This window comes from Mycobacterium sp. 852002-50816_SCH5313054-b (genome assembly GCF_001667185.1).
Lineage (GTDB): Bacteria > Actinomycetota > Actinomycetes > Mycobacteriales > Mycobacteriaceae > Mycobacterium.
Window position 1 is genome coordinate 35,161 of the sequence record NZ_LZIC01000096.1, and the last position, 16,759, is coordinate 51,919.

The 16,759-nt window shown below is 66.9% G+C and carries 18 protein-coding genes and 1 pseudogene; 10 read left to right on the plus strand and 9 right to left on the minus strand.

Annotated elements, in window-relative coordinates; translation table 11 throughout:
* The first annotated feature begins 86 nt into the window (after positions 1–86).
* The 4 genes from A5787_RS18865 (at position 87) to A5787_RS18880 (ending at position 3,855) form a co-directional block, all read left to right on the plus strand.
* On the plus strand, positions 87–788 hold the full coding sequence (locus tag A5787_RS18865; RefSeq protein ID WP_066969747.1) for a DUF899 family protein: 702 nt from the start codon (positions 87–89) through the stop codon (positions 786–788).
* Entirely contained in the window at positions 785–1,261 is a 477-nt protein-coding gene (locus A5787_RS18870) for an SRPBCC family protein (RefSeq protein ID WP_066969717.1), read from the plus strand. Before A5787_RS18865 ends, A5787_RS18870 begins: the two co-directional genes overlap by 4 nt.
* A gap of 226 nt (positions 1,262–1,487) precedes the next feature.
* Positions 1,488–2,576: a diguanylate cyclase gene (locus A5787_RS18875; RefSeq protein ID WP_066969719.1), complete on the plus strand. Its 1,089-nt coding sequence runs from the start codon at positions 1,488–1,490 to the stop codon at positions 2,574–2,576.
* Positions 2,577–2,649: 73 nt separating this feature from the next.
* Positions 2,650–3,855 (plus strand): FAD-dependent oxidoreductase, encoded by a 1,206-nt coding sequence (locus tag A5787_RS18880; protein WP_082977315.1) that lies wholly within the window; start codon positions 2,650–2,652, stop codon positions 3,853–3,855.
* Here the strand turns inward: A5787_RS18880 and A5787_RS18885 are convergent.
* Positions 3,852–4,259 carry a limonene-1,2-epoxide hydrolase family protein gene (locus A5787_RS18885; RefSeq protein WP_231994057.1) on the minus strand — a complete coding sequence of 136 codons (408 nt, stop codon included), beginning with the start codon at positions 4,257–4,259 and terminating at the stop codon, positions 3,852–3,854. The genes A5787_RS18880 and A5787_RS18885 overlap by 4 nt on opposite strands.
* 232 nt (positions 4,260–4,491) lie before the next feature.
* Positions 4,492–5,727 carry an osmoprotectant NAGGN system M42 family peptidase gene (locus A5787_RS18890; RefSeq protein ID WP_066969751.1) on the minus strand — a complete coding sequence of 412 codons (1,236 nt, stop codon included), beginning with the start codon at positions 5,725–5,727 and terminating at the stop codon, positions 4,492–4,494.
* A gap of 162 nt (positions 5,728–5,889) precedes the next feature.
* Between A5787_RS18890 and A5787_RS18895 the strand changes: the two genes are divergently transcribed.
* Positions 5,890–6,465 (plus strand): cyclic nucleotide-binding domain-containing protein, encoded by a 576-nt coding sequence (locus tag A5787_RS18895; RefSeq protein WP_066969753.1) that lies wholly within the window; start codon positions 5,890–5,892, stop codon positions 6,463–6,465.
* Here the strand turns inward: A5787_RS18895 and A5787_RS18900 are convergent.
* Both A5787_RS18900 and A5787_RS18905 read right to left on the minus strand, forming a co-directional pair.
* The gene (locus A5787_RS18900) at positions 6,462–7,361 is read right to left on the minus strand and encodes a CoA ester lyase (protein ID WP_197507265.1); all 900 of its coding nucleotides are present in this window, start codon (positions 7,359–7,361) and stop codon (positions 6,462–6,464) included. The two genes, A5787_RS18895 and A5787_RS18900, sit on opposite strands and share 4 nt — an antisense overlap.
* Positions 7,362–7,387: 26 nt before the next feature.
* Positions 7,388–8,167, minus strand: a complete 780-nt coding sequence (locus tag A5787_RS18905; protein WP_197507267.1) for a PE family protein — start codon at positions 8,165–8,167, stop codon at positions 7,388–7,390.
* Between the two features lie 270 nt (positions 8,168–8,437).
* Between A5787_RS18905 and A5787_RS18910 the strand changes: the two genes are divergently transcribed.
* Positions 8,438–9,679: a triacylglycerol lipase gene (locus A5787_RS18910; protein ID WP_066969756.1), complete on the plus strand. Its 1,242-nt coding sequence runs from the start codon at positions 8,438–8,440 to the stop codon at positions 9,677–9,679.
* On the opposite strand, the gene A5787_RS18915 is transcribed toward A5787_RS18910, so the two are convergent.
* Together A5787_RS18915 and zwf are read right to left on the minus strand one after the other, a co-directional pair.
* Complete coding sequence (locus A5787_RS18915; RefSeq protein WP_066969725.1) at positions 9,654–10,085, minus strand: nuclear transport factor 2 family protein; 432 nt, start codon at positions 10,083–10,085, stop codon at positions 9,654–9,656. The genes A5787_RS18910 and A5787_RS18915 overlap by 26 nt on opposite strands.
* 43 nt (positions 10,086–10,128) lie before the next feature.
* Positions 10,129–11,631 carry a glucose-6-phosphate dehydrogenase gene (gene zwf, locus A5787_RS18920; RefSeq protein ID WP_066969727.1) on the minus strand — a complete coding sequence of 501 codons (1,503 nt, stop codon included), beginning with the start codon at positions 11,629–11,631 and terminating at the stop codon, positions 10,129–10,131.
* Positions 11,632–11,756: 125 nt separating this feature from the next.
* On the opposite strand from zwf, the gene A5787_RS27810 reads away from it, so the two are divergent.
* Complete coding sequence (locus tag A5787_RS27810; RefSeq protein WP_197507269.1) at positions 11,757–11,927, plus strand: hypothetical protein; 171 nt, start codon at positions 11,757–11,759, stop codon at positions 11,925–11,927.
* A 15-nt stretch (positions 11,928–11,942) separates the two neighbouring features.
* On the opposite strand, the gene A5787_RS18925 is transcribed toward A5787_RS27810, so the two are convergent.
* Positions 11,943–12,773, minus strand: a complete 831-nt coding sequence (locus A5787_RS18925; protein ID WP_066969729.1) for an LLM class F420-dependent oxidoreductase — start codon at positions 12,771–12,773, stop codon at positions 11,943–11,945.
* Positions 12,774–12,938: 165 nt separating this feature from the next.
* On the opposite strand from A5787_RS18925, the gene A5787_RS18930 reads away from it, so the two are divergent.
* Together A5787_RS18930 and A5787_RS18935 are read left to right on the plus strand one after the other, a co-directional pair.
* Entirely contained in the window at positions 12,939–13,526 is a 588-nt protein-coding gene (locus A5787_RS18930) for a TetR/AcrR family transcriptional regulator (protein ID WP_066969731.1), read from the plus strand.
* Complete coding sequence (locus tag A5787_RS18935; protein ID WP_066969733.1) at positions 13,523–13,804, plus strand: hypothetical protein; 282 nt, start codon at positions 13,523–13,525, stop codon at positions 13,802–13,804. The genes A5787_RS18930 and A5787_RS18935 overlap by 4 nt, the downstream gene beginning before the upstream one ends.
* On the opposite strand, the gene A5787_RS18940 is transcribed toward A5787_RS18935, so the two are convergent.
* Complete coding sequence (locus A5787_RS18940) at positions 13,771–15,282, minus strand: FAD-dependent monooxygenase (RefSeq protein WP_066969735.1); 1,512 nt, start codon at positions 15,280–15,282, stop codon at positions 13,771–13,773. The genes A5787_RS18935 and A5787_RS18940 overlap by 34 nt on opposite strands.
* A 265-nt stretch (positions 15,283–15,547) precedes the next feature.
* Between A5787_RS18940 and A5787_RS18945 the strand changes: the two genes are divergently transcribed.
* Positions 15,548–16,546, plus strand: coding sequence for a GGDEF domain-containing protein (locus A5787_RS18945; RefSeq protein WP_066969737.1), 999 nt, complete (start codon positions 15,548–15,550; stop codon positions 16,544–16,546).
* A 63-nt stretch (positions 16,547–16,609) separates the two neighbouring features.
* On the opposite strand, the pseudogene A5787_RS28285 reads toward A5787_RS18945, so the two are convergent.
* Positions 16,610–16,759: pseudogene (locus A5787_RS28285) on the minus strand (hypothetical protein); the annotation flags it as partial.

The following is a 16,759-nucleotide window of genomic DNA, read 5'->3' on the forward strand; positions in this document are numbered from 1 at the left end:
ACCGACGGGATGCCGCACCGATGAATTTCGGGCGCGCCACCAGTCAGACCTTTCAGAGCCAAGAAATGACCGCAAAGGTGGATCCCATGCCCTCCGAGCACAACGAAGCCCTACCCCCCGTCGTCGACCCCGGGACGTGGCGCGCCGCGCTCGACGAACTGCGCAAGCGCGAGAAGGCCGCGACCCGCGAACTGGACGCGATCGCGGCCCAGCGCCGGCGTCTGCCGATGGTCGAGTTGCCCGACTACACCCTGACCGCCGCCGACGGGCCCGTTCGCCTGGTGGATGTGTTCGCCGGCCGTTCGCAGCTCATCGTCTACCACCACATGTGGTGGGACGGCGCCGAGTGGCAGTGCGGCGGGTGCACGGGCTTCACGTCGCAGTTCACCCGGCTGGAGTTCCTCGACAACTACGACGCCCGGTTCGTCATCGTCACCAACGGACCCATCGAGGAGGCGCTCGCCTACCAGCGCAAGGTCGGCAACCGGATGGAGTGGTACTCGTCCTCGGAGAGCACGTTCGGCTCCGACATGGACGCCCCGCCCGGCGGGGGCTTCGGCGTCAATGTTTTCCTGCGCGACGGCGACACCGTGTACCGCACGTGGCACACGAACGGGCGCGGCACCGAGCAGCTCAGCCATTCGTTCGGGCTGATCGACATCCTGCCGTGGGGTCGGCAGGAAGAATGGCTCGATTCCCCTGAAGGTTGGCCCTCCCGCCCGACATACTCGGGGTGGCTCGACTCCCCCGATATCGCCCGCGCCTACGGACCAAGGGACAACTCATGACCGCCACCGCCGAACGTTACGTCGCCACCCGCACCATCGCCGCGACGCCGACGCAGATCTTCGCCGTCCTCGCGGACCCGTCCCACCACTGCAATACCGAGCCCACCGACTGGGTCCGTGACGCGGTGGATGTCGCGCCGATCACCGGCGCCGGACAGATGTTCGCGATGAACATGTTCCTGACCCAGGCCGGTGGCGACTACGTCGTCCACAACCTGGTGAACCTGTTCGAAAAGGACCGTGCGATCGGGTGGATGCCCGGCCAGCTCGACGACGCGGGCAACCACCGGCCCGGCGGTTGGTTCTGGCGTTACGACCTCGCCCCGAACGGGGACGGCACCGACGTCACCCTGACCTATGACTGGAGCGGCACGCCGCAGGATTTCCGCGACCAAGTGGGCACCATGCCCATCTTCGGCCCGGACTACCTGGAGCAATCGCTGGCGGCCCTGGACCGGTCGATCGCGCACTGATCCTGCGCTTTTGCGACGCGAATGATCGTGGCGCGTCATGTATTCGGTCCACCGAAAAGTGCGTGGGTACATCAGACTTGCATTCCACGTTATTCGCCCGAAGCATTCCTCCGGTCGAATAAAAGCATTCGTTGGAATCAGCGTCCGATCCGGTTTAGTTTGGTAAATCTCGATGATAAAAATCCGGCGCCGTGCGGCCGCTGGATACCCGTTCGGAAGGCAACCAATGCGGTGGTTGGCGGCGTGGTGGCGACAGCCCGACCACTTCGACTGGCTGACCGGCTACCTGCAAGCCCACGGTCTGAGCACCAACACCCGCCGCGTCCTCGCGGTCGTCTCTGCGTCCTTGGCGCTGTGGCCGGTCAACGTCCTGTGGGGGCAGACCCCGTTTTACCCGCGCGTGGCGCTGGCCGTCTCGGTGCTGGCCGGCCTCGTCGGCCTGGGCATGGCGATGGTGTGGTTGTCCCGATGGCCCACGCGGCGGCAATCGATCGTTTTCGCGATGACCGGCAGTGCGAGCGTGACCGCCGGCTGCCTCTGGCAGACCGAGCCGATCGTCGCGCTGATGGCATGTTCGGCTTTAGCCGTTCCGGGTGGCTACGTGGCGTTTTTTCACACCGGCCGATATATGGCTCTCAACTTTTGCCTGGCCGGTGCAGTGGGGGCCTTCGAGGTGGTGCGCCTGGTCTTCGTCGGCGAGGCGACGCTGGCCTTCACCGGTTACTTTCTCGTGCTCGAACTCAACGTGATAGTGCCATTCGCCATCCAAATCGTCGTCCGGGCGCTGGGCGTGGATTTATTGCGCGCCAATTGCGATCCGCTGACCGGCCTATTGAATCGGCGCGCCTGTGACCGCGCCATCATCGGCCGGATGCTCGCCGGTGGCGACCACATGTTTCTGGCCGTGGCCATGGTCGACCTCGACCGCTTCAAAGCGGTCAACGACAGCCTTGGTCATGCGGCCGGCGACAAGGCGCTCGTGGCCGCGGCCCGGGCGCTCACAGCCGCGTGCCTGGACACCTCGATCATCGGCCGCGTCGGCGGGGAAGAGTTCCTGATCGCGGACGTCGTCACGACACAACCGCCGAACGGGTGGGGCCATCGGCTCTGTCATGCCGTTGCGGCGATCCCCGCCCCGGTGACGGCCAGCGTGGGAACCGCCACCCTGCCGTTGCGCAGCGTGGGATGCGATGACGCCGAACGGGCGTTTCGTCAGCTGGTCGCCGACGCCGACACCGCCATGTACGAAGCCAAGCGATGCGGCGGAAACCAGGCGCGGCACCACCGATCTCCGGCGGCGGCCTCGACGTCCTGAGGGGTATCTCGTTCTTGGAAATGCCTTGCGGCAGCGGGACGAGATCACCATAGTCGGCGCGTAGGGTCAGCGCATGACCGTTCTGCGAACCCAGGTCTGTGTAGCCGGCGGCGGTCCCGCCGGACTTGTCCACGCTCTTCTGCTCGCCCGTGCCGGCGTCGAGGTTGTCGTCCTGGAGAAGCACAACGACTTCCTGCGCGATTTCCGCGGCGACACGGTGCATCCGAGCACCCTGCGGATCATGGACGAGCTCGGGTTCATCGACGAGTTCTTGCGCCTACCCCACACCAAGATCACGCGTGTCGCCTTCGACACCGACGGCTCACTTCGCACCTTCGGCAACTTCAGCGTGCTCACCCGGCTGGGCTTTCGGCAGCCATATATCGCGCTGATGCCGCAGTGGGACTTCCTGGATTTTCTGGCCGAAAAGGCAAGTGTCTACCCGGAATTCACGTTGATCCGCAACGCGGAGGTTAAAGACCTGATCTTTGATGGCGGGCGCGTCGCCGGGGTACGCACGCCCGACCTCGAGGTGCACGCCGAGCTGGTGATCGGCGCCGACGGACGCACCTCGGCCGTTCGCGCTGCCGCCGGCCTGACCATCGCCGCCGCGCACTCCCCGATGGACGTCTTGTGGTTCCGGTTGAAATGGCGTCCCGGCGACCCCCAAGAGCTATTCGGGGTCATCCGCAGGGGCCTGCTCATGGCTATGATCTACCGGGGCGACTACTGGCAGGTCGCCCATCTCATGCCCAAGGGAACCGACCCGCGCGACGGGTCGCTGGAAGCGTTCAAAGAACGCCTGGTCTCCGCACGACCGCAGCTGCGCGAACACGTCGACGACCTGCGCTCCTGGGACGACACCAGCCACCTGGACGTGCGGGTGGACCGGCTCGAGAAGTGGTGGCGCACAGGCCTGCTGTGCATCGGCGACGCTGCGCACGCCATGTCGCCGGCCGGAGGGATCGGCATCAACCTCGCCGTCGCCGACGCGGTCGCCGCGGCGAATATCTTGTGCGGTCCACTTCGCGAGAACCGGCTGACCGATGCGGACCTCGCCAAGGTTCAGAAACGCCGCGAGTTGCCCACTCGAATCATCCAGGCCGGTCAGGTCTTCATCCAGAACCGGGCGGTCGAACCCAATCTGACCGGCGACCTGTCCCCCATCCCCATTCCGAAATTCGTCGGGCGGGGCCCCCTGCAGTTCATCCCGCCGATCATCGTCGGACGCGGGTTCCGCCCGGAGCACGTGCGGACCCCGGACGTGCACGCCGGCTAGGAGTTGCCGGCCAGCGGATCGAACATGTGCGCCGGGTCGATACCGAGTTGTCGCGCAACGTGGCTGGCGTCCCAATACTCACGCCAGTGCGTGATCGCGCCGTCGCGGACCTCGAAAATGGCTGTGACGAAGAACTTCACGGTGACGCCGTTCATGGCATTCACGTCGATTCGTTCGACTACCACGGTGTCACCGCTCGACACAATCGTGCGAATTTCGCTTCCCTCGATCATGCCGGTGGCGAGGCTGTTGTGCTTCTCGAGCTCGGCGCGCGCCGCCTCGCGTCCGACGACCACCGGCGAGAGGGGCACGTGCAGTTGCCAGGCGAAGTCGTCCGCCATCAACGCGGTCATCGCGTCGATGTTCATGTCCTGGCCGTACGCCGCATGGATGAAGTCGAGCACCAGCTGTTCGGTTTCGCTTTTGTCGGCAACGCCCTCTGGCATGTCGCTCTCCCGGTCATTCTCGCCCGATGCGTAAATAAATTGATTGATTTAATGCTTGGGGCTCGACACTATCCGGCGCACCGGGTCCGGTAAAGGCCCCGCCGCTCCCCGGTTCCGCAGTGTGCTCGCAGCGGCGTGAGAACTGAGCTGCCGCGCCGCCGCCGAGTCGGTGCCGGGTGGTCAGGCCGCGTCAGGCCTGGGGCCCCTCCGAGGGCGGCCAGGGCGATCCGGGGGACGCGTCGCCGGGTTCGGCATGCTCACCACGGGCCAGCGGCACCCACTGCTCGCTCGGCGCGGGCTGCTTGGACGACGGGAAGTCGCGCAGATTGCCCGAGGGCTTGGCGTCCCACTTGGCGAAGGTCAGCGGCGTGCGCAGCCAGCAGTGCAGCAGGTTGTACGCCGCCTCCAGCGAGTCGATATGGGTGCGCTCCCACCCGTGGCTGCCGTCGACCCCGAAGCCGACCAGCGCGGCCCGGGTGCCCGCGCCCGCCTCGATCGCGGCGGCGGCGTCGGAGCGGTAGTAGCGGAACACGTCCCGCACGAAGGGAATTGATTGCTCCTCGGCGAGCCGGCAGAGCCTCCGGGTCAGGTGGTAGTCGAAGGGGCCGTGCATGTCGGCCATCGGGATGGTGACGCCGTCCTCGACGGAGTGCTGGCCGGGCGCGCACACCGCGTTGTCCACCGAGACCAGCTCGGCCACGTCCGCGGGCAGGCCGTGGCTGGCCCCATGCCCGACCTCCTCGGTGATGGTGATCATGATCGTGGTGCGGTGCGGCAGCACCACCTTGTTCTCCGAAAAGTTCTTGGCCAGGGCGAGCGCGATCGCGACACCGGCCTTCCCGTCGAGGTGACGGGAGACGATGAAGCCGTCGGCGGTCAGTTCGGGGCTCGCGATCAACGCGACGAAGTCACCGACGTTCAGGCCGAGACGGACCAGGTCTTCCCGCGAGGAGACCTGGCGGTCGACGCGGACCTCGACGTGCTTCCAATCCGTGGGTTGGGTGTCGATCTCGTCGCCGAACGCGTGCCCGCTGGACTTGAGCGGCAAGACGGTGCCGGTGATGAACTCGTCGGGGTCGTCGCTGAAGATCCGCACCCGGGCGCCCGTGGCGAACCGGGCCGAGAAGGTGCCGACGGGAATCAGCTCGAGGCGCCCGTTGTCCTTGAGGCTGCGCACCATGCAGCCGATGGTGTCCGCGTGAACCGCCAGCGCCCGGTCGGTGGTCGCGGACTCCCCCGGCAGCTCGGCGGTCAGCGCGCCGCGGCGGGTCAGGGTAAACGGCACGCCAAAGTCGTCGAAGATGTCGCCGATCAGCTGCATCACCGCGTCCGTGCGCCCCGCGGGGCTCGGGGTCTGCAGCAGCGCGAGCAGAGTGTCGATCATCCACGCGCGGTCGGCCTCAGCCATGGCCGCGGTTTGGCGCACGGTGTCTCCCTTCGGTGTCATCAAGATTCGCGTTCAACCTACCGGGTGGCGGGACCCGACCGGCTGGCAGGCGCATGCCGCCGAATATCTTTCCCGTCATTGCTGCAAATTCACGTTAGGCTCCTCGATGTCCGGGTTTACATCGCGAATGAGGAGCCCGCAATGAAAGTAGATGCGGAAGGACACCAGGAGGAAGACGTCCGCCGGCTACGTGAATTCAACGCATTCGACAAGTTCTCGGATGGTGAGTTGCGGCGACTCGTCGAAGCGGCACACCGCATCGCACGGTCCAAGCCGTGGCCGCTGATTCACGAGCAGACTCCCGCGGACGCCTGCTACATCATGCTCAGCGGGGAGGCCGGGGTCTACGTCGGCCAGGACCGCATTGCCGTGTTGGGGCCGGGCGAGGTGATCGGCGAATCTGTGCTCCGCCGTGGGCAACTCCGATCTGCGACGGTGACGACTACCGGGCCGTCGGAGATACTCCGCATCGAACGCGACGAGCTCGCCCGCCTGCTCAAGGAGATTCCCGCCCTGCGCGAGACCATGGACGCGACCGTCGCGCGACACGAGCCGGTGGTCCGTGCCCAGGGGAAGCCAAAACCGGACCGCTGCAAGGTAAACGCTGCCGTCCCCTCGGACCTGGTCGAACGGTTCGAGGAGGCCGCCATCACCGCCGGCGTGAGTGTCACGGCGGCGCTCGAGGATGCACTCACCCAGTGGATCGCCGCGCGCTAGGAAGCCGATTCGCGCTCTGAGATGAGCTCGGCAAGGGCGATGATTCGCTGGGCGTCACGCACGTGCAAGCTCTCGATCATGCGGCCATCGACCGTGATGACACTGTTTCCCGCTGCCCGGGCCTGATCGTAGGCCGAGACGATCTTGCGGGCGTCGGCCAGCTCTTCGTGCGAGGGGCCGAACAGCTCGTTGGCCGGGGTGATTTGGGACGGGTGGATCAGCGTCTTGCCGTCGAACCCCATCTCGCGACCTTGTCGGGCCTCGGCCCGGAAGCCGTCTTCGTCGGCGATGTCGTTGAAAACGCCGTCCAGAACGGCCTTTCCGGCCGCCCTCGCGCCCAACACCGCCAGCGACAACGCGGTCAGCGCCGGCGCGCGTCCGGGGACGTGCAGTGCGTGCAGATCGTTCACGAGATCGTTGGTGCCCACCACGAATGCGGCCAAGCGGTCGCTGGCCGACGCGATCTCCTCCGCCCGCAGGAAGGCCCGCGGCGTCTCGATCATCACCCAGAGCCGCAGCGACTCAGGGGCGCCGAGCTTGTCGAGCGCCGCGGCGAGCGCCTGGACCTGTCCGCCCGTTTCGACCTTTGGCACCAGCACCCCATCGGCGGCCGAAGCGGCCGCGGCGGCCAAATCGCCGTCGTGCCAGTCCGTGTCGAGGCCGTTGATGCGCACCACGAGCTCGCGAGGCCGGTAGCTCTCCGACGAGATCGCGTCGCAGACCCGGGCCCGCGAGTCGCCTTTGGCATCCGGTCCCACGGCGTCCTCGAGGTCGAAGATCAACACGTCCGCCGGCAGCGTCGTGCCCTTCTCCAGCGCCCGGGAGTTGTTGCCCGGCAGGTAAAGGGCCGACCTGCGCGGGCGCAGCGTCGGTGCCCCGCGGTGTTCAACATCCACGTGGCAAGGGTAGGCGGGGCCCGCGGCTAGAAGATCAGCGGCGGGAGGTTCCCGAACTGCGGAATGATGCCGAACTGGGTCCCTTGGAAGAAGAACTGTAAACCGAAGGTGGTGAACGATCCGCCAGTGATCTGGCCCAAAGCGTTTCCGGTCACCGAAATTGCCTGGTAGCCGACTGGGGTGAGCCCGCCGAGGGTTGCCCCGAAGCCGCTGGGCCCGGCGTACTCGCTCCCGGTCGCCGACAACCACGTCAGGGGGCCCAGGGGCGTGTTGACGCTCCCGGTCCCGTTCACGGCCAACCCGATGCCCGAGCCGCCGGGCGCAGCGAACGGGATCCCGCTCAGCGACAACGACCCGACTTGGCCCAACGGACCGTTCAGGATGACGGATTCAGCGACGCCTCCGGCGCCCCCGCTTATGACGACCTGCAGAGGGCCGAAATTCTGGCTGAACGTTTGAGCCGGGCTGGCCGCGGCTGCACCGGCGCCCGTCGTATTCACCGCGTTCATCACCGTTTGCCGGGCATTGGCGACTTCGGCGCTCACATATTGCGCGGCCCCGCCATTCAACAGGTTCACAAACTCGTCGTGAAAGGCCGCCGCCTTGGCGCTGAGCGCCTGGAATTCTTGACCGCGCATACCGAAAAGGGCTGTGACCGCCGCCGAAACCTCATCGGCGGCCGGCGCCGCTATTGCGGTCGTCTGACCAGCCGCCGCCGCGGTCGCGCTGCGCAGCGCAGAGCCCACGTTCGCTAGGTTTCCGCTGGCCGCTGACACCACGTCCGGTGCGATGCTCAGCAACGACATAATCCCGCCCTCCACTGAATAGTCGCGAAACATAACGCCGAGACATTTGGCGATCGCCGAATCGTAACAGCCGAATGTCGATGCGGAGCCGAATTGGCGCTTGATCATTGACCGTGTCAGCCGGCGTCGAGTTGCGCACTGCGGGTAACAAACTGGATTACGTCTAAAATGGCTGTCAATTCTTCGAAAGCCGCGTTTCTCGGTTGGTAAAGGCCGCTTTACGCCGGGCCCGGAGTGGGAACCCTGGACGGGAACAGGGAGGAGCAGCTCATGCAGCGACAGGAGATTCGTTCACTCGCCGACCTCGCCGGCGAGGGCACCCGCGTGCTCACCAGCCTGGTGCGCGACACGCACAGCGGCATCGCGCGGCGGGTTTTCGGCTCCATCGGCCCGGTGTCCAAACCCGTGCAGGTCGTCCACAACACGACCGCCGCGGCGACGTACTACGCCGTCGACCGCGCGCTTCGGGCCGCGCTGCGCGGGGCCGGTGCGCTGGCCGCCGAGGCGCGCGGCAGCGACGACGACGAGACGGTCGAATCGGATCCGCGGGTCGCCGGATTCATCGCCGCGCTCAACGGAATCTACGGCGACGAGCTGACCGAGCGCGGCAACGGTTTCGCGCTGACCATGCAGATGCGCCGGCGCGGCAAGCCGATCACGATGAACGCCAACGACATTGCCGCGGCGTTCCCGCAGGCTACCGGGCGGATCGCGGTGTTCGTGCACGGCTGGTGCATGACCGAAAGCTCGTGGTGGCGCCGGCCGCGCGACGGCGAGGAGGCGACCCCGTACGGCGCCCGCCTGCGCGACGAGTTGGGCTTCACCCCTGTTTACCTGCGCTACAACACCGGCCTGCACATCTCGGACAACGGGAAATCGCTGGCCTCCTTGATCGATCGGCTGCGGGCGCTGTGGCCGGTTCCGGTCGAGGAGATCGCCCTGATCGGTCATTCGATGGGCGGCCTGGTGGCACGCAGCGCGTGCCACTACGGGACCCAGCACCCGCACGGCTGGCCCGGCTCGGTGAGCCACGTCGTCTGCCTGGGTTCCCCGCACCTGGGCGCCGATTTGGAGAAGGGCGTCAATGCCGCCTCGTGGGCGCTCGCGCGACTGCCCGAAACCCAAGGCCTGGCCGCATTTCTCAACGCCCGCAGCTCGGGCACGAAGGATCTGCGGTATGGCGCCCTGCTCGACGAGGACTGGTGCGACGGCGACCCGGACGAGTTCCTGCGCGACCGCTGCAACGAGGTGCCGTTCCTGCCGCATGCCGTCTACCACTTCGTCGCGACCAGCGCCGGCCCGGGAGCGGTCGGAACCGTTCTCGGCGACCGCCTGGTCCGCCACCGCAGCGCCTCCGGGAACGGCAAGACCCGCCGGGTTCCGTTCGACCCCGACCACGGGCTGACGCTCACCGGCCTGCACCACTTCGACCTGCTCAACCACGCCGAGATCTATGCGAAATTGCGTGACTGGCTGGGCCGGCCAGTCACGGCCGGTGGTACTGATCGTTGATAAGGATTTGCACGCCCCGCCATCCCCAATAGACGCGGTGCGCGGTGATCAACGCCTTGTCAATCTCCATCACCTCGACGAAGTCCATCTGCTGGCCGTTCGGGGTTTCGCGGGGATACTCCCACGTCGCCCGGCGCCCGTCGGTGAAGAATCCGGCGCGGTGGTACTTGCGCTCGTCGGGTGTGCGGGCGACGACTTCGGTGAGGAAAGCACGCAACTCGTCGTGACCCCGGCACACGCCCTTGCCGCCGAGGATGTGGGCCGCGACCGGGCTCTCCAGCACCGCGTCGGGCGCATAGCACGCCAGGAGCGCCTCAACATCGTGCTCGGCCAATGCCTTCTCCCAGGCGTGGGTCACCGCTTCGACTGCCGCGGCGCCTGCTGTGGTGTCGTTTCGATTCGTCATAGACCCTGTGTTGCCCGGGGTCGATCGAACTAACCTGACGCGGCTAGTCCTCCTTCTTTTCGCGCCACTCCCGCTCGAACGGCAGCCGCCACGCGTTGGGCGCGATCAACTGATGAATGGCGTTGGGACCCCACGTGCCGGGCTGATACATCTTGGCGACGGGCGGATCGTTGAGCAGATCTTCCGAACGCTCCCACAATGATTCGATGCCCTCCGCGGTGTTGAACAGGGTGTGATCGCCACGCATCGCGTCGAGGATGAGCCGCTCATAGGCCTCCAGCACATCCGCGACGGTGTCGATCTCCTGCGAGGAAAACTGCATGGACAACTTGTCGAGCTTCATGCCGGGACCCGGGCGCTTGCCGTAGAACGACAGCGACACCTTCGAGTTGTCGGCGAGGTCGAACGTGAGATGGTCGGGACCTTGGGTCCCCACGCCCGATCCGGGCGGAAACATCGTGCGCGGAGCCTCTTTGAAGGCGATCGAGATGATGCGGATGCCCTCGGCCATCTTCTTGCCGGTGCGCAGATAGATCGGTACGCCGGCCCAGCGCCAGTTGTCGATGCCGACCTTGAGCGCGATGAACGTCTCGGTGTCGGAATCCTTGGCCACCCCGTTCTCGTCGCGGTACCCGCTGTACTGGCCGCGCACCACGTTGGACGGCTTGATCGGCAGCATCGACCGAAACACCTTGTTCTTTTCCTCGCTGATGGCGAACGGCTCGAGCGCGGTCGGGGGCTCCATCACCACGAAGGCCATGACCTGGAACAGGTGCGTGACGACCATGTCCTTGTAGGCGCCGGTCTCTTCGTAAAAGTTCGCCCGCTGATCCAGCCCCAGCGCCTCGGGGATGTCGATCTGGATGTGATCGATGAAGTTGCGGTTCCAGATCGGCTCGAACAGCCCGTTGGCGAAGCGGAACGCCAGGATGTTCTGGGCGGCCTCTTTGCCCAAGAAGTGGTCGATGCGGAAAATCTGAGATTCCTCGAACGTTTCGTGCACGAAGTCGTTGAGCGCCACCGCGCTGGCCAGATCGGTGCCGAACGGCTTCTCCATCACCACCCGCGAGCGCTCGACGAGCTTGGCGTCGCGCAGCATGGTGATGACGGCGCGCGCCGCCTTCGGGGGGACCGACAGGTAATGCAGCCGGCACACATTGGTTCCCAGATTGTTCTCGGCCTCTTCAACCGCGGCGGCGAGCGCTTCGGGCCCGGCGCCCTGTGGGACGTAGGTGATGATCTTCGCGAAGTTGGCCCACTGCTCGTCGTTGAGCTTGTGCGTGCCGAACGACTCGATCGCGTTCTTGGCCAGCTCGCGGAATTCGTCGTCGCTGAGATCTTCGAGCGACGTCGCGACGATCTGGATATCGGGGGCAAGCTCGGACTGGTCCAGGTAGGCCAGGCCGGGGATCAGCTTGCGTTTGGCCAGATCCCCCGTCGCACCGAAAAGGACGATGACGTGGGGGTCGAGTGCTTCGGTTTGATGGTGGCGCGGGCGTTTCTCCGGCGCCGGGTACGCGATCGTTTGCGGTTTCTTGGTGGCCACTCTTGCGATACTTCCATCGCCGCGCCGTGTGTGCAGCCCTGCGACGCGTCCGGTTGATGTTGTCCCAGTCCCCATTCCCAATACGGGCGGTTACCAATCGCGCGGCTGGGTATGGAATAAGCGACATGACGAACCCCGACAGAGACCCCGTGAGCCACGCTCAGCAGCTGGAGGACATCGTCGACGAGCTCGGCGAGAAGGTCGCCAACGAGCGGGAGGCCCAGGACGTACCCGGCAAGCCCAGCGAGCGGGAACACGCCGCCACCCACGGCACCAAGGAAGAGCCGCCGGACTAGCCGTACCGGCTCGGCCTATCGATCGCGCCAGGCGAGCATCGTCTCCAATTCGGAGAAGTCGTAGCCGTCGCCGTCCGGGTGGATCTCGGTGGTGAACAGCGTGACCCCCTCGTCGACGAAGGCGTCGGCGGTGGGGGCGTCCGTCCACGCCATTGCCCGTTCGATCGCGGCCTCGTCGCGTCCGGCCTCGGAGGCCAGCCGCTTGAGGAGATCGTTCTTGCGACGAAATTCCTCGATGGGTTCGAAGCTGTGCCAGATGTCGGCGTGGCGCGCCGCGATGGGAATTGTCCGCCGCTCACCGCCGCCGCCGATGAGGATCGGGATGTGCCGCACCGGGCCGGGTGTCAGGTGGGTGAGCCGGTGCTCGATGCGCGCCAGGCCTTCGTCGAATTGGTCCATTCTGGCTCGAACGCTGCCGTAGTCGTATCCGTAGACCGTGAAGTCTTTCCAGTACCAGCCCGCCCCCAGCCCGAGGATCAGGCGGCCCCCGCTGATGTGGTCGACCGTGCGTGCCATATCCGCGACCAGGTCGGGGTTGCGGTAGGGCATGCCGGTGACGAGCAGACCGATCTCGGCGCGGCTGGTGATCTCTCCCCAGGACGCCAGCGCCGTCCAGCCCTCGAAGTTGTTGACCTCCGGCTGTTCATCGTGCAGCTGCGGAACCCCGGCGACGATGTCGACGAACGGTTTGTGGAAGTGGTCGTAGCCGAAGATGGCGTCGGCGCCGAGTTCTTCGGCGTGCAGCACGGCCTGCCGCCAGGTGCGGTAGTCGGGCGTCCCGCCAGGCCACAGCTGAACGCCGATTCGCACGTGGCCGGGACTAACCCCGCTGGCTGAGTCGGTCATCTTTGCCTCTCATCGTGGTCTGCAAACCGATCTTGGCGTTCTGGCCGGGCACGTGCACTACAAACTGAGCGAACGTCCAGTTCCTTCCCGCCTTGACCGGGCGGCGGTGGCGCACCTATCGTCGGAGCTAAGTGTACGAAACCGTTTCGTTCAGCGGAGGGCCGAGTGGTTCGGGGAGAAGCGCGCGCCGACGCGATCCTGGATTCGGCCCTCGAATTGATGGCGGCCACCGGGTACGACCGGCTCACCATCGACGCGGTCGCGGCGCGAGCGGGCGCCAGCAAGGCGACGATCTACCGTCGCTGGCCGGGTAAGCCCGAGTTGGTGATGGCGGCGCTGTCGCGGCACGGCACGGCCGCGACCGCGGAGGTCGACACCGGTGATCTCCGCGGTGACCTGGCTCAAGCGATCACGCAGATGCGCGACAGCCTGGCGTCCCAAGACGGCGCCTTGATTTTGGGTCTGCTCAATGCGATGCGCGAAAACGGCGAGCTTGCCGAGCATGTCCGCGGTCAAGTCTTGAGCGCAAAGCGATCGGTCATCGGGGGTCTCGTCGCGCGCGCGGTCGAGCGCCGGGAGCTGCCGACCGGGGCGGACCACGAGTTGGCATCCGAGATCGCCTCCGCGCTCGTCTTCACGCGCGTCCTGGTCACCGGCCAGCCGCTCGACGACGCCGAGGTCGCGCGCATCGTGGACGCCGTGCTGATTCCCGTGCTGACCCGCGATTCGCGGAAAGGCGGCCGTACGCGATGATCCCGGCGCTTGCGCTCGCATTCCTCGGCGGCCTGCTGGCCGGCAACGCCATTCCCCATTTCGTCCGCGGCATCACCAGGCAGCGTTACCCGAACGCGTGCGGCGGTGGCCCCGTCCCGAATGTCGTTGCGGGATGGGTCGGTTTGGTGCTGGCCGCGGTGGCGCTGCACGCCGCCTTTCACGGGCGGGAGCCACTGTGGCCGTTCTGCGCGACGGCGCTCGGGGTGCTGTTGATCGGGCTGTTTCACGCCGGGCCCGGCGCGTTCGGGCGCCGCTGACCGTCGCCGAACCACACGGTGAGGGCGTCGGCGAGCCCGGCGCCGTCTCGCTCGCCCGCCCACGCGACATACCCGTCGGGCCGGATCAGCACGGCGGTTGGCGCGGTCACCGCGCCGAGCGCCGGAAGATCCCAGGCCCCACCGTATTTCGCGTCGACCGTTTTCACCCGATCCGCCCAGGCGCCGATGTCGCACGCATCCACGCCGAAGTTGAGCAGCACCGGCCGCGCGTCGCGCAGCATGCTGAATACCGACGCCGGGCCGGCGCCGGTGGCCACCTCCAAATCGGGCATGCGGCGCCCGAGCAGCGGGTGGCCTTCGCCGAGGTCGTAATGGATGTCCAGGCCCGACATCATCGCACCGAATCGTCGCCGCGGCTCGTCCATGCCGAGGAGCTCGGACATGCTGTCGCGCAACGCCTTCAGACGGTCATCCGGACGAAGGAGCGTCATCTGAGCCATCGCGTTGCGCAGCACGCGCGCACCGACCGGGTGCCGCTCGGCGTGGTAGCTGTCGAGCAGCCCGTCGGGCGATATCCCCTTGACCACCTGGGCCAGCTTCCAACCCAGATTCACCGCATCCTGCACACCGGTGTTGAGGCCCTGCCCGCCTATCGGGTGATGCACGTGTGCGGCGTCGCCGGCCAGCAGGACCCGCCCCGCGCGATAGGCCGCCGCCTGCCGCGCCACGTCGGTGAACCGCGAAATCCAAGTGGGACTGTGTATCCCGTGATCGGTCCCGTATACGGCGACGAGCGCCTCGCTCAGCTCGCGGAGGGTGGGCTCGCCGGTGTCGGTCACCTGCCGCTCGGTCACCATGACCCGCGCCGGCCCCCCGTCCTCCGGCGTGCTGAACGAATGGACGCCGAGGGCGTCGTGGCGGATGCCCCAGTCCGGCTCGCCGTCGCCCGCGATCTCGACCTCGGCGAGCAGGTAGCTCGTCGTCGCATCCCATCCCGGGAAGTCGATGCCGACGGACTTACGGACCGCGCTGCGTCCGCCGTCGCACCCGACGACGTAGTGGGCGCGCAGGAACCGGCCGTCGGACAGCGCCACGTCGGCGCCGGTGTCGTCCTGGGCGACGGCAATCACCTCGCGTCCGCGATAGATCGGCACCGCCAGCTCGTCGACCCACCCGGCCAGGATCCGCTCGATGTGGGCCTGCCAGAGCGCGAGCCCGTAGGGGTGCCGGGTGGGAAAGTCGCTGATATCCAATCGAATCTGGGCGAACCCGGCGACCTGCGCCACCTGGCCCTCCGCGAGGAACCGGTCAGCGATTCCGCGCTGATCGAGCACCTCGATGGTGCGCGAATGCAATCCGCCCGCCCGCGCGCCGATCAGCTCCTGGCTGGCGCGCCGCTCGACAATGGCGACGTCGACCCCCGCCAGCGCCAACTCGCCGGCCAACATCAACCCCGTCGGCCCTCCCCCGGCGATCACCACCGCGTGGCTTTTCCCCGCCGCTGACAACGCACTCATTTCGCAACCCCCGATTCGCTCCGCTTCCGCTTCGACCAGCGATTTTGCGGCATGACCCCGGTCTTGCCGCAAGCCCCCGGGTGCGTAATATGTTGAAGTGGGACGGATTAAAACCGTCCCCTTCTTTTGCGGACATTGCCCGACCCATCCATTACGGTTCAGATAATCGCGGGCGCGCTCGCATAACCACAGCTGACCAGAGAGTGACGGGATGGGTCTTCGCCACGCAGGCCCCTTCGGCCGTCGAGACACTCGCCGACACCAATTGCGGCTGCGCGCCGATTCGGGAAGCGGCTTTTATGCCGCGCACCAGGTTCGGCTGCTCCGGATCTATCTGGGCGCCACCACGTTCCTGTACGCCTACGGCGTGGTGTTCACCACCGTGTTTCCGCTCCGTCACGGCCTGCCCACGGGCAATCCGGCAGGGGGCATCGTGGCGATCGTCCTCGGGGTGGCGGCGCTGGTGTGGCTGGCCGTGCGACCCGACAAACCCGCGCCGGCCACGGCCGCGGCGATCGCGGCCACGCCCATCGTGATGGCCTTCCACATCTCCATTACCGCCGAGTTCGTCTGCCTGATCGCGCCGATGTTCCTGGCGATGTACCTGCGCGCGTTCTATTCGCCGCGCCGCGGGGTGCTGCTGGCCGGCCTGCTCACCTTGGCGTCCATTGTCGGCCTGGCGGTCTCGCACACGGCCAAGTTGTACATCGACTACCTGATCTTCGTGGTCGCGATCGTCGGGGCCGCCGAGTCCTTCGGGCTGGTGACGCGAAGCCTGGTCGCCGCCGCCTGCACCGATCCCCTCACGGGCCTGCTGAACCGGGCCGGCTGGGAGATCGCCACCACCGACCTGCTGGCGCGAGCCCGTTCATCGGCGGCCACCGTCACCGTCATCGCGCTCGACATCGACAACTTCAAACGGATCAACGACACCGACGGACACGTCGCCGGGGACGAGCACCTGGTCAGCCGCGCCAGCGTGTGGCGAAAAGTGGCCCCGGCCAACGCCGTTCTGGCCAGGTTCGGCGGCGACGAATTCGCCGTGTGCATCGCGGAGCGCGCGGGCCGGACACCGACGGCGGCCGAGCGGTTCGTCGCGGGCGTGCGGCTGCACACCCCCGGCACCAGCGTCGGCGCGGCATCGGCACCGGGTGAAGGCGCTGACGTCGCCGCGCTGTACGCGGTCGCCGACGACGATCTCTACGCCGCCAAGCAGAAGAGATCCCCGGAGGCCCGGGGCCCCGATCTGCGCCACGCGCTGTAGATCCGATTGGCCAGCGGAATTAGAATCCTCTGTGCCCCAACCTATTTCAGCTTAGATGCCAGTCTAATTGTTGCTTGGTGGTGGTTGCGGCTGGAAGGGGTCGTACCACCACCAGTCGGCGCGTTCGCCGAGGGGCCCGGGCCATGGCGGTACGGCGGGCGGGCGGCCGGTGGGGGCACGCGCGAGTGATCCTGGACTCAGCGGTCGCCCGTC